Origin of the sequence: Mesorhizobium sp. M0522, from assembly GCF_040321085.1 — a bacterium.
Classification (GTDB): domain Bacteria; phylum Pseudomonadota; class Alphaproteobacteria; order Rhizobiales; family Rhizobiaceae; genus Mesorhizobium.
The window spans coordinates 1-14726 of record NZ_JAMYQW010000032.1 but is presented as its reverse complement, the minus strand read 5'-3'; the positions used below and the strand labels follow the sequence as shown (position 1 = coordinate 14726).

At 63.9% G+C, this 14726-nt stretch carries 12 protein-coding genes; 6 read left to right on the top strand and 6 right to left on the bottom strand.

The window, feature by feature from the left end; genetic code table 11:
- Nucleotide 1: 1 nt before the first annotated feature.
- Nucleotides 2-991: an L-threonylcarbamoyladenylate synthase gene (locus NKI58_RS26765; RefSeq protein ID WP_352593270.1), complete on the bottom strand. Its 990-nt coding sequence runs from the start codon at nt 989-991 to the stop codon at nt 2-4.
- A gap of 159 nt (nt 992-1150) precedes the next feature.
- Between NKI58_RS26765 and NKI58_RS26760 the strand changes: the two genes are divergently transcribed.
- Nucleotides 1151-1582 carry a hypothetical protein gene (locus NKI58_RS26760; RefSeq protein ID WP_352593267.1) on the top strand — a complete coding sequence of 144 codons (432 nt, stop codon included), beginning with the start codon at nt 1151-1153 and terminating at the stop codon, nt 1580-1582.
- Nucleotides 1583-1611: 29 nt separating this feature from the next.
- Here NKI58_RS26760 and NKI58_RS26755 read toward each other — a convergent pair whose 3' ends face one another.
- The gene (locus NKI58_RS26755; RefSeq protein ID WP_352784163.1) at nt 1612-4374 is read right to left on the bottom strand and encodes a glycine--tRNA ligase subunit beta; all 2763 of its coding nucleotides are present in this window, start codon (nt 4372-4374) and stop codon (nt 1612-1614) included.
- A 277-nt stretch (nt 4375-4651) separates the two neighbouring features.
- On the opposite strand from NKI58_RS26755, the gene NKI58_RS26750 reads away from it, so the two are divergent.
- A complete protein-coding gene (locus NKI58_RS26750; RefSeq protein WP_352593262.1) occupies nt 4652-4825 on the top strand; it encodes a hypothetical protein in 174 nt (57 codons plus the stop codon).
- Here NKI58_RS26750 and NKI58_RS26740 read toward each other — a convergent pair.
- Both NKI58_RS26740 and NKI58_RS26735 read right to left on the bottom strand, forming a co-directional pair.
- Nucleotides 4822-5865 (bottom strand): glycine--tRNA ligase subunit alpha, encoded by a 1044-nt coding sequence (locus NKI58_RS26740; RefSeq protein ID WP_502897021.1) that lies wholly within the window; start codon nt 5863-5865, stop codon nt 4822-4824. The genes NKI58_RS26750 and NKI58_RS26740 overlap by 4 nt on opposite strands.
- Nucleotides 5866-6139: 274 nt before the next feature.
- Entirely contained in the window at nt 6140-7915 is a 1776-nt protein-coding gene (locus NKI58_RS26735) for a tetratricopeptide repeat protein (RefSeq protein ID WP_352790152.1), read from the bottom strand.
- A gap of 317 nt (nt 7916-8232) precedes the next feature.
- Here NKI58_RS26735 and NKI58_RS26730 point away from each other — a divergent pair, with 317 nt between their 5' ends.
- The 3 genes from NKI58_RS26730 (at nt 8233) to NKI58_RS26720 (ending at nt 11327) form a co-directional block, all read left to right on the top strand.
- On the top strand, nt 8233-9333 hold the full coding sequence (locus NKI58_RS26730; RefSeq protein WP_352790138.1) for a helix-turn-helix transcriptional regulator: 1101 nt from the start codon (nt 8233-8235) through the stop codon (nt 9331-9333).
- 472 nt (nt 9334-9805) lie between these two features.
- A complete protein-coding gene (locus NKI58_RS26725) occupies nt 9806-10684 on the top strand; it encodes a YadA-like family protein (RefSeq protein ID WP_352825443.1) in 879 nt (292 codons plus the stop codon).
- A 52-nt stretch (nt 10685-10736) separates the two neighbouring features.
- Nucleotides 10737-11327, top strand: coding sequence for a hypothetical protein (locus tag NKI58_RS26720; RefSeq protein WP_352790143.1), 591 nt, complete (start codon nt 10737-10739; stop codon nt 11325-11327).
- 19 nt (nt 11328-11346) lie between these two features.
- Here NKI58_RS26720 and NKI58_RS26715 read toward each other — a convergent pair whose 3' ends face one another.
- Entirely contained in the window at nt 11347-11952 is a 606-nt protein-coding gene (locus NKI58_RS26715) for a TetR/AcrR family transcriptional regulator (RefSeq protein WP_352790145.1), read from the bottom strand.
- A gap of 104 nt (nt 11953-12056) precedes the next feature.
- Between NKI58_RS26715 and NKI58_RS26710 the strand changes: the two genes are divergently transcribed.
- Nucleotides 12057-13490: an MFS transporter gene (locus tag NKI58_RS26710; RefSeq protein ID WP_352790147.1), complete on the top strand. Its 1434-nt coding sequence runs from the start codon at nt 12057-12059 to the stop codon at nt 13488-13490.
- A 37-nt stretch (nt 13491-13527) separates the two neighbouring features.
- Here NKI58_RS26710 and NKI58_RS26705 read toward each other — a convergent pair whose 3' ends face one another.
- On the bottom strand, nt 13528-14544 hold the full coding sequence (locus NKI58_RS26705; protein ID WP_352853954.1) for a polyprenyl synthetase family protein: 1017 nt from the start codon (nt 14542-14544) through the stop codon (nt 13528-13530).
- Nucleotides 14545-14726: the final 182 nt, after the last annotated feature.

Here is a 14726-nt window from a genome sequence, read left to right as displayed (position 1 = left end):
ACTATGGTGCTGAATCCATCTTGTCACGCGGGGCGATCTTGTCACGCGGGGCGGCGGCGCGCGAAAGCCGGTCATTGATCGCCTCGCCCAGCCCGTCGAACGGGATCGGCTCGACGGCGATGGTTTTGGCGCCACTGCCATCGAGATCCTGCAGATGGGCGAAGAGATTGCTTGCCGCCTCGCGCAGGTCGCCGGTCTCCGACAAGTTGCGCAGGGCGGCTGCATCGCGCCAGCCTTCGGCACGGCGGCGGCCGAAGGCCAGCAAGGCTTCGCCCGGTGCGACCTCCGCAGCATTGAGCCGCACTGCCGCACCTGGGGCATAGTGCGAGGCGAGCATGCCGGGCGCCTCGATGCCCGAAGCGCCGCGCAGCAACTTTGTCCCGGCCACCGCTTCGATCTCTTCGGCGGCAATGCCGCCCGGCCGCAGCAGCCGCAGCTTTCCAGCTTCGACCTTGACAATGGTCGATTCCAGCCCGACCGGCGTCGCGCCGCCATCGACCACAAGCTTGATCCGGGGACCGAGATCGGCGGCCACGGCCTCGGCCGTCGTGGCGCTGATCCTGCCCGAGGAATTGGCGCTTGGCGCCGCCAGCGCGCGGCCGAACCTGGCGATCAGCTCGCCGCCAAAGCCTTTCGGCATGCGCAGCGCGATCGTTTCCAGACCGGCGGTGACCAGCGGATGAATGCCGTTGCCGGGCCGTTGCGGCAGCACCAGCGTCAGCGGCCCCGGCCAGAATGCCTGCGCCAATCTTTCCGACAGCGGATCGAACATCGCGATGCGCTCGGCCATCGCCGGGTCGGCTATATGGGCGATCAGCGGGTTGAAGCGAGGGCGGCCCTTGGCTTCGAAGATACGAGCCACGGCAACGCCATTGGTCGCGTCGCCGGCCAGCCCATAGACGGTCTCGGTCGGGATGGCGACGACATCGCCGCTCTCGAGCAGCGCCAACGCCCTTTCCATCGCCTCGCCGACGGCACGAATTTCAGCCACTGTCGTCACCTCACGGATGCGGGTGCCTAATACGCTGACGCCGACGGAGCAAGTCCGGGCGTAGGCGAATCGCAAATCACTAAAATGCTCTGTTTCCCCGCAAGCCGGCATCAACTGCCCTCGGCTACGGTGCCGTCTTGTTGGGCAAGGGGAATTATCATGCTTTCGATGCGTATCCTTGGAGCGCTTGGTCTGGCGTTTATGGCCGGCACGGCACAGGCCTCGTCGCTCGTTTTTCTCGGGCAAACGACGGCGACGCCTTCGGTTGTAAGTGCCGGCGCGCTCGAACGGGCGAAAACACCGTCGATCGACGCGCTCGGCGAGAAGCTGCCTGACGTCAATGAAAACGTCACCGATGAAAAGGTCGCGGCAATCCCGAGCCAGCCGAGTCATGGCTTCGACGGAAGTCCGATGATCATTCGCGGCGGTATCGTCGGCGATGCCTTTGCAACGCCCGCGCCCAAAGCCGCGCCGGCCAATTCTGCCGCGCCCGCCGCGGACAGCAAAGCCGACCCAAAGGTCGCCAGCAAAACCCCTGAGGCAGCTGCGCAGCAGCCTGCGCCGCTAGCAGCTCCCGACCAGCCGAAATAGCGCCACAAGCGATGATTTTTTCCCAGACGTCAGCCGGCTATCTTGGAGAAATCGGCGACCCGGTCGGTCGCCGCGCGGATGCGGGCGAGCAATGCCAGGCGATTGGCGCGCACCGCCTGGTCCTCATCGTTTACGAGGACTTTCTCAAAGAATGAATCAACCGGCTCGCGCAACACGCTAAGCGCCAGCATGGCGGCGGAAAAGTCTTCGTTTTGAATTGCTTCGCCGGCTTGCCTCTCGGCCTGATTCACCGCCGCGAACAAGGTTTTTTCGGCGTCCTCCCGGAACAGAGCCGGCTCAACGCTGCTTGCAATCGCCGTCGCCTTCTTCTCCTCGGCAGCCACGATGTTGGCCGCGCGCTTGGTGCCGGCAAGCAGGTTCCTGCCGTCCTCGCTGTCGAGGAAGGAGCCAAGCGCTTCGACGCGGCGGACGATTTGAAGGAGATCGTCGTTGGACGATTGGCCGATCTCCCCCCTTGAGGGGGAGATGCCCGGCAGGGCAGAGGGGGGCGCGACAGAATGAGACGCCGGCGGGACAGCGCCCCCCGCTGTCGCCTTCGGCGACATCTCCCCCTCTAGGGGGGAGATTGGGCGCGAGCCCGCCGCCAGTACGGCGTCGATGAGATCATGCCGCGCGCCCTGATCGCGGAGATAGACTTTTAGGCGATCGTGGAAGAAGGCGAGGAGGTCGCGGGCGCGATCAATCTCCCAATCCTGAGGCGGTACATCGGCGTCGCTAAACATCAGTTGAGAGGCGCGTTCGGATAGGCTGGTCAGTTGGCTCAACAAGCCTTTTCCGGACAGTTCTTCCATTGCTCGCATGGGTGCAAGCCGAGCCTCGGCTTTGCCGGCCTCCTTTTGAAGCAGTTGCGCCATTAGATGACGCCCTGAACGGATAAACTGCATAGCAATCTCCAATCGGACCTCATTCTCGACCAAGATTCTGATCACTCCCAGTGCTGCACGACGCAGCGCAAACGGGTCCTTCGATCCGGTGGGCTTTTCATCAATGGCCCAAAACCCGACCAGCGTATCAAGCTTGTCAGCAAGCGCCACGGCCACCGACACCGGATCGGTCGGCACGCGATCGGACGGGCCCTGCGGCTTGTAGTGCTCCTCGATGGCGGCGGCGACTGATGGATGCTCGCCCTGCAGCAGCGCGTATTTGCGGCCCATGGCGCCTTGCAGTTCCGGGAACTCGCCGACCACCTCGGTGGTGAGGTCGGCCTTGGCGAGCACGGCGGCGCGGCGCGCGAGCGCGATAATCTCCCCCCTCGAGGGGGAGATGTCGCCGAAGGCGACAGAGGGGGTCGGCACGTCCTGATGCGGCTTCCTATTTTGGACAGAGGACGCCGGCGCTTCACGCGAAGCGACCCCCTCTGGCCTGCCGGCCATCTCCCCCTCAAGGGGGGAGATTGCGCGCGCCACGATTGGTGCTAGTTCTTCGGCCAACCTGGCAATCCGCTCCACCCGCTCGCCTTGCGTGCCGAGCTTGGCATGAAACGTTACATTGAGGTGGTCGAGGCGGGCCATGCGCTGGTCGAGTGGCTTGTTGAGGTCGAGTCCGAACTTTTGCGCCGATGCCTGCAGCTGGTCGAGATCCGGCAGGTCGCCCTGGTCGGTCTTCCAGAAATAGAGCGCGTCGGACAGGCGCGCGCGCACCACCTTGCCGTTGCCATGGGCGATCTCCTTGCCGCCATCCTTGGCCTCGATATTGGCGGTCAGGATGAAGCGGTTGGAGAGCGGCGATTGGCTGATCTCCCCCCTTGAGGGGGAGATGGCCGGTAGGCCAGAGGGGGTCGGCACGACCTGACGCGACTCCCTATCGCGGACAGGGGATGCCGCCGATCCACGCGAGGCGACCCCCTCTGTCGCCTTCGGCGACATCTCCCCCTCGAGGGGGGAGATTTGGCGCGTCGTCACGAAACACTTCTGGTTGGCGCGGATGGTGAGCCGGATCACCTCGGCCGGAATGGCCAGAAAATCCTGCTCGAATTCGCCCATCAGCACGACGGGCCATTCGACCAGGCCCGACACTTCCTCCAGCAGCCCCTCGTCCTCGACGAGGTCGAGCCCGCTGGCGAAGGCGAGGTTCCTGGCATCGGCAAGAATGATCTCCTTGCGTCTGTCGGCATCGAGCACGACCTTGGCCGCCTCAAGCTTGGCGACATAATCGTCAAAGCGGCGCACCGTGATGGTGCCCGGCGCATGAAAACGGTGACCGTAAGTGACGTTGCCGGAGCGGATGCCGTCGATCTCGAAATCGACGACCACCGGCTCCTCGGTTTCGGGGCCGAAGGTGCACAGGATCGATTGCAGCGGCCGCACCCAGCGCAGCGAGCCGGGCTTGGCCGAAGCCGGCCCCCAGCGCATCGATTTCGGCCAGGGGAAATTGCGGATGATGCCCGGCACCAGCTCGGCGATGATCTGCTCCGCCGGCCTGCCCGGCCTGGAAATATGGGCGACGTAGAAGTCGCCCTTCTTCGGATCGGAATGAACATGCGCCTCGGCAATCGAGGCAAGGCCGGCCTTGCGCAGAAAACCTTGCACCGCCTGCTCGGGGGCCTTGGTCGAGGGCCCCTTGATCTCCTCGCTGATGTCCTTCGAGCGGGCGGTCAGGCCGCGGATGTCGAGCGCCAACCGGCGCGGCGTCCAATATTCGCGCGCCGCCTCATAGGTCAGCCCGGCTTCGACCAGACCGTCGGTCAACAGCTTTCGGAGGTCGCCGGCCGCCTTGCGCTGCATGCGAGCGGGGATTTCCTCGGAACGAAGTTCTAGAAGCAGGTCAGGCATTGAAAGAGCTCACGCGACAAGAAACAGCCGCCGCTTCGCGGCGTCCTCCCCCATCGAGGCGAAGGTAAGCGGGGCATAGCAACTCGGTCGGCTGCTGTCACCCTTCCCAGCAAGATCGGGCCTGCGCGATCGGAACATCTAACGGCGAATTCCGAAAAAATTCAGCCGCCTGTCGGACACACGCCGGTCCGCCCGTCCTTGGATCAAAGATTTCCATGAACCGAACGCAGCGCTGAAGCGACCAACGCTCAGGCAGAGAGCTATTGGCTGAACGAGCATGAAAACGGCATCGACATTCCTGAAGATCCTCGCGCTCAGCGCCTGTTTTACAGCGCAGGTGCACGGCACGTTCTCGATGCCCGGCGTCAGGCAAGCGCTGCGGACAATAGCCGGTGCAAGCGGCCAAGGCACGTTGCCAATCAGTGCCCCTGCCGAAACCGCCTGGAGCTAAGCGGCCATTCCGCCCGCCTGCGTCAGCAGAAACGCCTCGCCGCAGGCCTTGGCCAGATTGCGCACCCGCAAAATATAACTCTGGCGCTCGGTGACCGAAATGACGCCGCGTGCGTCGAGCAGATTGAAGACGTGGCTGGCCTTGATGCACTGGTCGTAGGCTGGGAAGACCATGCGGTGATATCCCTCCCCCTTGAGCGGAAGGTGGCCAGACAAGGTCTGGCCGGGAGGGGTCGCTCGTGCAGTGCTCGACGCCTGGCCTGCGGTGCCTTCCGAGGCGACCCCCTCTGCCCGCTTCGCGGGCATCTCCCCCTCAAGGGGGGAGATGGGCGCGCCGGCTTCGAGCAGCGCCTTGCACTCGGCTTCGGCGTCCTCGAAATGGCGCAGCAGCATCGCGGTGTTGGCAAATTCGAAATTGTGGCGCGAATATTCCTGCTCGGCCTGCAGGAAGACGTCGCCATAGGTCACCTTGTCGGCGCCTTCGCGGCCGTTGAAGTTGAGGTCGTAGACATTGTCGACGCCCTGCACATACATGGCCAGCCGTTCCAGCCCGTAAGTGAGCTCGCCCGCCACCGGTGCGCATTCGATGCCGCAGACCTGCTGGAAATAGGTGAACTGCGACACCTCCATGCCGTCGCACCAACACTCCCAGCCCAGCCCCCAGGCGCCCAGCGTCGGGCTTTCCCAGTCGTCCTCGACGAAGCGGATGTCATGCAGCAGCGGATCGATTCCGATCGCGGCCAGCGAGCCGAGATAAAGCTCCTGCAGATTGGGCGGATTGGGCTTCAGGATCACCTGGTATTGGTAATAGTGCTGCAGCCGGTTCGGGTTCTCGCCATAGCGGCCGTCCTTGGGGCGGCGCGAGGGCTGGACATAGGCCGCGTTCCAGCGTTTTGGGCCGAGCGCGCGCAATGTCGTTGCCGGATGGAAGGTGCCGGCGCCGACTTCCATGTCGTAAGGCTGGAGGACGACGCAGCCATAGTCCGCCCAGTAATTATGCAAGGTCAGGATCAGCCCCTGGAACGAGCGGCTGGGGTGCATGTGGGCAGGGATATCAACGGTCACGGCGGCCTCCGGCGGGAAAGGCGGGATGCCGGCACGTCCTAGATGCCTGGCCAGCAAGCGTCAAGGCAGAGGGGGTCAGGCCTTTGAAGGTGTTCCCTTCTCCCCTTGTGGGAGAAGGTGGCCGAGCGAAGCTCGGTCGGATGAGGGGTGTTCCAGCTTGGCACCGACGGCAATCCGTCCGACACCCCTCAACCGTCTCGGCGCTGCGCGCCGATCCACCTTCTCCCACAAGGGGAGAAGGAAAGAAGGGTCAGCCCTTCGGCTCGGGCGCCGGCACGGGCTTTACGTTCGGGGTTTCCTGCGCCGTGTTGGATTCGATCGGCGGCAGGCCCTTCATCAGCTTTTGCTGCAAGGCGGCAAGCACATCCGGGTCCGGCTTCAGGTCGCGGGCCTGGTTCCATTGGAAGGTGGCTTCCAGCTTGCGGCCAACGCGCCAGTAGACGTCGCCGAGGTGATCGTTGAGCACCGGATCCTCCGGCTTCAACGAAACGGCGCGTTCCATTTCGCGCACCGCGTCGTCGAACTGGCCCAGGCGGTAATAGGCCCAGCCCAGCGAATCGACGATGTAGCCGTCGCTCGGCCTCAGGTCGACGGCCTTCTGGATCATCGCGAGGCCTTCCTTGAGGTTCATGTTCTTGTCGACCCAGGAATAGCCGAGATAGTTCAGAACCTGCGGCTGGTCGGGGTAGAGCTCCAGCGCCTTGCGGAAATTCGGCTCGGCCTTCGGCCATTCCTTCAGCCGCTCATAGGCGATGCCGCGCTGGTAGAAGATGTTCCAGTTGGCGGCGGTCGGCGTCTTCAGCACCTCGACCGCCTTGTCGTAAAGATTGGCGGCGGAGCGGAAATCCTCCTTCGAGGAATAGACGCCGCCGAGCGCCAGATAGGCGCGCATGTCGTCTGGATGCGCATCGACGATGGCCTTGAGGTGAGTGATCGCCTCGTCGTTGCGGTCGAGATCGGCAAGGTTGAGGCCAAGCTGCAGGTCCGAAAGCTCCTTCAGCGGCGAGCCGGCGGGAATGCGGCGATAGAGCGCGATGGCACCCTCGCCGTCCTTCAACTGCTCGGCAACGGCGGCAAGCTGAACGAGCGCCGCGTCGTTGTCGGGCCGTAGCGCCAGGGCATATTGCAGATAAAGCCGCACGAACGGCTCGCCGCCGCCGCGGTTGAGCGCGGTGGCGAGATCGAGCAGGATTTCCGAGGCGCCGTCCGACGGACCGGCAACGAAGGGCTCGATCTTTTCGCCCTTGTTGATCTTGTCGCGAAGGGCCGCAATCTCGACCTTGCCGGGCGCAAACGCCTCGGCCTTGTCGAGCACCGACAGCGCCTTGGCCTTGTCGCCTTTGCGGGCGAGGAAAGAGGCGTAGGCCTGCGCGTTGCGCATCCATGTTTCGGGGGCCGCACCGCCGGCGGCCGTGTCCTGCACGGTGGCGGTGTAGAGCGCATCCGCCCTGTCGGGCAGGCCGGAGGCGTCGGCAATCAAGGCACGGTGGAAGGACTTGAACAGGCTGAACCAGTCGGGGCCTTGCAGCTTGTCGATGGAAGCCATGGCCTCGCCGGCGTCACCCGCACCCTGCTTGGCCCAGCCGGTCATGACGCCGGAGATCAGCCGGTCGAGATCGGATTCGAGCGACAGCTTGAGCCAGTATTCGGCCTTGGAGAAATCCTTCTTGTGGAAGGAATCGATGGCCAGCGCCAGGCGCGAGAAGCGCTCGACATCGGGAACCGCCTTGAGCTTGTCGGCATAGACCAGGGATTCGTCGAAGCGCCCCTGCGCGATCAGCGACAGCATCAGGCTCTGCTGCAGTCCCGTATCGTTCGGATCGAACGCAAGCGCCTGCTTGTAATAGGAAATGGCGCTGTCGAGGTCGTTGTCGCCGTCGGCAATCCTGGCGGCAAGATAGGCCCCCGAGAAGGATGTGATCCTGACCGGCTCGGCAGTCTGTTTGGCATGCGCCGGCAAAGCCGAGATCGCCATGCCCGTCGCGATTGCCAGCCCCGTCAGCCAGCGCGCATATCCTTGCCGCATCATATCCCTTTCAGCCAAACGCCATCTCCGCGTCAGCGGGATCGCCGTAGATCTTTACAGGTAAAGCATGGCCTTTTTGGGGTCGTGCTTCAACCCGGCCCGAATTCACAATCGGGTCAAGCAATTAATAAACCATGCCGAAAGGGCCTGAACTGCGACCCTTGACCGCGTGGCGTCCGCTTTGGCGGTGCCTGCGCGGTGCTATTTCCCGACGCCGTAAGCGATCCATAAGCGCCAGCGGTTGAAAGCTTCCGCCATGCAACTTTGCGTGGCAGGATGAGATTTCAATTCTTGCTTCGCCAGCCATGGGGGCGCCGATGCTGGAAGTGCCGCGCGACGAAGAAGCCTTCGCCATCGTCGATCGTATCTACGAAGCAGCGTTCGCCGCCGAGCTGTGGCCGAATGCATTGGAGGCAACCAGTGCGATCTCGCGCTCGGCGGGCGGTGCGATCTTCATGATCAACGACCATTTGCCGCTTCGCGCCATTGGCAATGCGCATCTCCAGCCGCTGCTCGACGAGTTCATGGCTGGAGACAACTGGAACTTATCCGAGGGCGTGCAGCGAACCTGCAGCACCCAGCCCGCAGGTTTTGTGCGGATCGACGATCTCATGACCGGCGAAGAGATAGAGCGCGATCCGGTTGATGCACGCGCAAGAAGGTTCGGCGTCACATCGCCTGTCTTCACGTCGATTTCCATGCCCAGCGGAGAGCTTGTACTGCTCGCCTTCCCGCGCTGGCTGAAGGACGAGAAGCATGATCAGGCCGCGATCGAGCTGCTGAACGGGCTGCGGCCGCATTTTGCGCGGGCCGGCCTTGTCGCCGGACGGCTCGGTCTGGAGCGGGCCAAGACCGCCGTGTCCATTCTGAGCGAAATCGGGCTGCCGGCGGCGGTCATGAGCGGATCGGGCCGCGTGCTGACGGCCAACCCCCTTCTGGAAGACATGGCTGACGTGTTCGTTGCCTTGGCCCATGGGGGCATGGCACTTGCGGATGGACCGGCAAACGCGCTTTTCCAACAGGCCGTTGCGCACAACCAGGACAACCGCGTCGTGCGGTCCATCCCGGTTCCGGCCAGGAAGGGGCGGCCGGCCCTGATCGTCCACCTTTTGCCGCTGCGCGGCGCCGCGCATGACATTTTTTCGGGCGCCGATATTCTCGTCGCGGCAACCGTCGTCGGCATCGGCGCGACCGGCCCCTCGCCCAGCATTCTTTCCGGCCTGTTCGACCTGACGCCGGCGGAAGCCCGGCTCGCCACCGCGCTTGCTTCGGGCCGTTCCGTGCAGGAAGCGGCCATTGAAATCGGCATCGCCGTCAAATCGGCCCGTACCTATCTCGAACGTATCCATCGAAAAACCGGAACCAACCGCCAAAGCCAACTGATGGCCTTGCTGAAAAGCGCGAGGCCATTCCCGTGATCGCGGTCAGCCGACCGGTTCTGATGTTGCAAGACTGCAACAGCCAGGACTGGAACCGCTGCAAAAACAGGGATTTTTCGATGAACTGTAGGCATTTTCCGACTGTCCGAAGCGCGCCGGTTCCATGCAGTCTCTGATCCATTGATGACAGACTTTGGAAACGCGCTCGGCGCGGCCGGCGAAAAGGGGATTGATTGCGATGCAGGCTTATGCGCGAAAGAGCATTGGACGAATGTCGGCCATCTGCGTGCCCGTCGCCGGGAGCGTAGTCGTCACGGCAGCCCTCTGCCTGGCCTTTGCTCCGACACCGGCAAGCGCCTTTGTATGCGAGGAGGTAGGCGGTGGCGGTGACGGCGCTACAGCTCCAGCGCTAGGCATGGCGTGCGGCTCCGCCGCCCACGCCGATGGCATCTTGGCTACTGCGGTCGGAGTTACTGCCCGTTCTTATGGACAGTCCAGCACCGCTGTTGGCGTGGGGGCACAGGCCGGCTATATCGTCAACCATGATAATCCAGGTACAACGGCGATCGGCGCCCATGCTGAGGCTGGCGCGGGAGGCCCGAACCAGGCCGGTGCCACTGCGCTTGGCACCAACGCCAAGGCGAATGCGGAGAATGCCATAGCGCTCGGCAATCACGCAGAGGCCAACTTTTCCGACTCAGTCGCCATAGGCCAGGGTGTGACCACGACACGCGCCAATCAGGTGGCTATCGGCAACAGCAGCGCCACCTACACGCTCGCGGGCGTCAGCAGTCAGGCCAGCAAGGACGCACAGAGCGGAACAAAGTACCTGGTGACGTCCGACGCGGCAGGCAATCTGGCGACGGCCTCCGTCAACATCGATGAGATCGAAGGGCTGGTCGACGACGTTGCAGCCCACACCACCCAGATCGCGGCGCTCAACACCACGGTAAGCGGTCACACGGCACAGCTCGCCGATCACGAGACCCGTATCACCGACAACACCAACATGCTCAACCTGCACACCGCGCAGATCTTCAGCCTCGACAGCCGCACCACGATCAACGAGACCAACATCGCCTTGCTCGACGGCCGTGTCGGTGCGCTGGAGGGCGGCTTGCAGGATCTTGGCGAGCAGGTCAGCGAAAACCGCTCGGAAGCCCGCGCCGGAACAGCGCTTGCCCTGGCGACGGCGGGACTGCGTTACGACGACAGGCCCGGCAAACTGTCGCTGGCCGGCGGCTTTGGGCATTTCAAGGGCCAGTCGGGCCTGGCGCTCGGTTTCGGCTATAGCACGAGCCTGGATTTCCGCCTCAACGCCGCCGTGTCGGCCTCGACAAACCGCGGCGATGTCGGCGTCAGCGTCGGCGCATCGTGGACACTCAACTGATGCAGCCCGCATGAGCCCAATGCTGCCGGGATCGGTTCGATCGGCAGGCGGAATGTTGCTGGCAGCCTTCGCGCTGGCGACGGCCGTTCCGCTGCTTGTCCCGCCTGCCCTGGCGCAAACGTCGAAAAGCCAGAAATCCGCCAAGCCGCAAACGCCGAAGCCGGCCAATATCGACCGCAACGGCGTGCTGATCCTGGTGCGCACCTCGGTGCTGGCGCTCGACCAGGCCAACAAAACCGGCAATTATACGGTGCTGCGCGATCTTGGCGCGCCGGGCTTCCAGGCCAACAATGCCGCCAAGCTTGCCGAGATCTTCGCCGGCCACCGCAATGACGGCATCGACCTCGGCGGCGTCGCGGTGCTGGAGCCGCAATTGACGCTGCTGCCGCAGATCGAGCCCAACGGCATGCTGCATATGGCCGGTTTCTTTCCCTCGGTGCCGATGCAGGTCAATTTCGAGCTTCTGTTCGCGCCGGTCGAGCGCCAATGGAAGGTGTTCGGCATCTCGGTTGCGCTCGGCAAGGCTGGCCCGGAAGCGCCGGCAACGGAGCCGGAACCACCAAAGCCTGTCGCCACCGAAATACCCGACCCGCCGACGCCGGAGGTCAATCCCAGAAGGGCCGCCGAACAAGCCGGCAAATGAGGCGTCACGGCCCCGAACCTCAGGGCGCTTGCGAAAGGCTTGCGTCGAGCGCCTGCATGGCGACGGTGACAAGATCGTGCAGCCGCTTTTTCGGCACACCGTCGCGTGCTTGCACCGAAAGGCCGTGCATCAGCGTGGCGTAATAGTCACCCAGCGTCTCGCCGTCGGTATCCGGCTTCAATTCGCCATCGCGCACGGCCTTTTTCAATCGCTCGACGATCGATGCGGTACGCGCCAGCCGATGCTCCGCCAGCCATTGCAGCACGGCGTCATTTTCGACGGCGCAATTGGTGGCGGCCGTCACCACCATGCAGCCCTGCGGCCGCCCCGGCCTCGTATAAATTTCTACGGCGTCGCGAAGCATGCGCTCGATGACGCGCCGGACATTTGGTTCTTCCTGCAGCGCGCGCGTGGCAAAGCCGCCCTCATTGGCCTCGTAAAGCGCCACCGCTTCGCGAAACAGATCCTCCTTCGAGCCGAAGGCGGCATAGATGCGCGCCGATGCGAGACCAAGCGCCGATACGAGATCGGCCATCGAGGTGCCCTCGTAGCCGCGCCTCCAGAAAGCGTCCCGGGCTTTCTCCAGCGCCTGGTCGCGGTCGAACTCCCTTGGCCTTCCCGCCATTGCGACCTCCAATTTTTGTCGATCAACAAATAATCCGCTTGACTTCGGATTGCAAATCTCAATTCTTTGTCGATCATTAAATAATTGTCGACAAGGAGTCCGGCATGAGTTCACTCGATCAAGGCGCGCCGCTCGGGGCGATAACGCAGGGAGCAAGCAGGGCGAAACATGGCGCAACGCTGGCGCTCCTCGCCTTCGCGCAGCTCATCATCTCGCTCGACCTCAACATCGTCTTCGTGGCGCTGCCGGAGATCGGCGCCGGCCTCGGATTTTCAGGCCAGACCCTGCAGTGGGTTGTCAGTGCCTACACCGTGTTCACCGGCGGCTTCCTGCTGTTCGGCGGCCGGGCCGCCGACCTGATCGGCCAGCGCCGCGTTTTCATCTTCGCGCTCTGGCTCTACGCGCTCTCATCTCTGGTCGGCGGCCTCGCCTGGTCGCCGGAAATCATCATCGCGGCCCGCGCCGTACAAGGCATCGGCGCCGCGTTCCTGTTTCCGGCGACGTTGTCGCTGATCAACCGCCTGTTCGCCGAAGGGCCGGAACGCAACCGGGCGCTCGCCGTCTGGGGCGGCGCGGGCGCCAGCGGCCTGACGCTCGGTTCGCTTGCCGGCGGGTTTCTGACCAGCGCCTTCGGCTGGCCGTCGGTCTTCTACGTCAACGTGCTGCTGGCCGGGATCGCCATCGTCGCGGCTTTCGCCATCATCCCGCGCGATCGCAAGCGGCACGAGCAGCGCAGCTTCGATCTGCCGGGCGCACTGACCGTCACTGCCGGCGCGACGCTGCTTGTCTTCACACTGGTTCAGGGGCCCGGATATGGCTGGGGCTCTGGCGCAATCATCGCCAGCGCGCTGCTGGCGGCATTGTTTCTGATCGCCTTCACCGTGATCGAGGCCAACAGCGCCGACCCGCTGATGCCGCTGCGCCTGTTCCACAACCGCAGCCTTGTCGCCGGCATGACGATAACCTTCCTCTACATGGCCACTTTCGGCGCGCTGCCCTACTTCCTCACCGTGCTGCTGCAGAACGTGCACGGCTTCACTGCCTTGCAGACGGGCCTCGCCTTTCTCGTTCCGTCGGTCGCCATCGCCACCGGCACGCAAGCCGGCGAGCGTCTGGCAACGCGCTTTTCGACGCGCAGCACCGTGGTCGGCGGCATGATCGTCGGCGCGGTCGGCACAGCATTGATGGTATCAGGCGCGACTGCCGACAGCAGCTATCTGGCCCTCGTACCTGGCCTGATCGTCTCCGGCGTCGGACAAGGCATCGTCTGGACCGCAATGTGGATTGCCGCCGCTTCCGGCGTTGCCCATGACCAGCAAGGCGTCGCCTCGGGGATGGCTTCGACGACGCTCAATGTCGGCAACGCCATCGGCATGGCCGTGCTGATTGCGATTGCGAACAGCCAAATCGGCGAATTGTCCGGCAATGCGTTGAAAATTGCCGTCGCCGACGGCATCCAGGTCGCCTTCTGGCTCGCGGCGGCGGGCATCGTCGTTAGCCTGCTGGCAGCAATGGTGCTTCCGGCAAAGGCGCGATGAGAACAGGCGGCGTCCCGGCCTCGCTCCGCGAAGCCTGTCAATTCACCCGGCTGATGCAGAAATCGATGACGTCGATCAGCGCCGATTTCTGCGGCGTCGCCTCGCGCGGCGCCAGCGCGTCGCGGGCGATCTCGCCGAAATGGCGGGCGCGCCCGATGGTGTCTGCAATTGCGCCGTGGCGGAGCATCAGGCCGATGGCCTTCTCCAGCCCGGCATCGTCGGCGGCATTGTCCTCGATGGCGCGTTTCCAGAAGCTGCGCTCGGCCTTGGTGCCGCGCCGATAGGCGAGGATCACCGGCAGCGTGACCTTGCCCTCGCGGAAATCGTCGCCGACATTCTTGCCGAGGTCCTTGCTGGTGCCGCCGTAATCCAGCGCGTCATCGATCAGCTGGAAGGCAAGGCCGAGATTCATGCCGTAGGAGCGGAGTGCTGCGCGATCATTGCGCGTCGCCTGAGCGATGACCGGGCCGACCTCGGCGGCGGCCGAAAACAGCGCCGCGGTCTTGGCCTGGATCACCGCGAAATGCTCATCCTCGGTGGTCTCGAGGTTTTTTGCGGCAGCGAGCTGCATCACCTCGCCTTCGGCGATGACCGAGGCCGCGCTCGACAGGATATCGAGCGCTTCAAGCGAGCCGACATCGACCATCATGCGAAAGGCTTGGCCGAGCAGGAAATCACCGACCAGAACACTGGCCTGGTTGCCCCAGATCATACGCGCCGTCTTCTTGCCGCGCCGCATGCCGCTTTCGTCGACGACGTCGTCGTGGAGAAGTGTCGCGGTATGCATGAATTCGACCGATGTGGCGAGCTTGACATGGCCGTCGCCGGAATAGCCGAACATCTGGGCGGCGGCGAGCGTCAGCATCGGCCGCAGCCGTTTGCCGCCCGACGAGATCAGATGGTTGGCTATCTCCGGAATCATCTCGACATCGGAGCCGGCCTTCGACAGGATCAATTTGTTGACGCGCCCCATGTCGGCCGCGGTCAGGTCGATGAGGTCCTTTATCGAGGCGGCTTCGCGCTTCCCGTTTTCAAGGTTGAGAACGACACCCACGGCAAAACTCCCAACCTCGATATGCACGACGGCAACATGGTCCCTGGACAGACTCTAGGGTGTCACCCACCGGCGCGGCAAGAGGCGAATTGGCGCGTGTCGTAAGCAGATGAGTTGTCCGGGTTAGGTAGCAGACGAGTTGTCCGGTTTGATCTTCAGCGAACGGAGGCTGGGGATGAGAC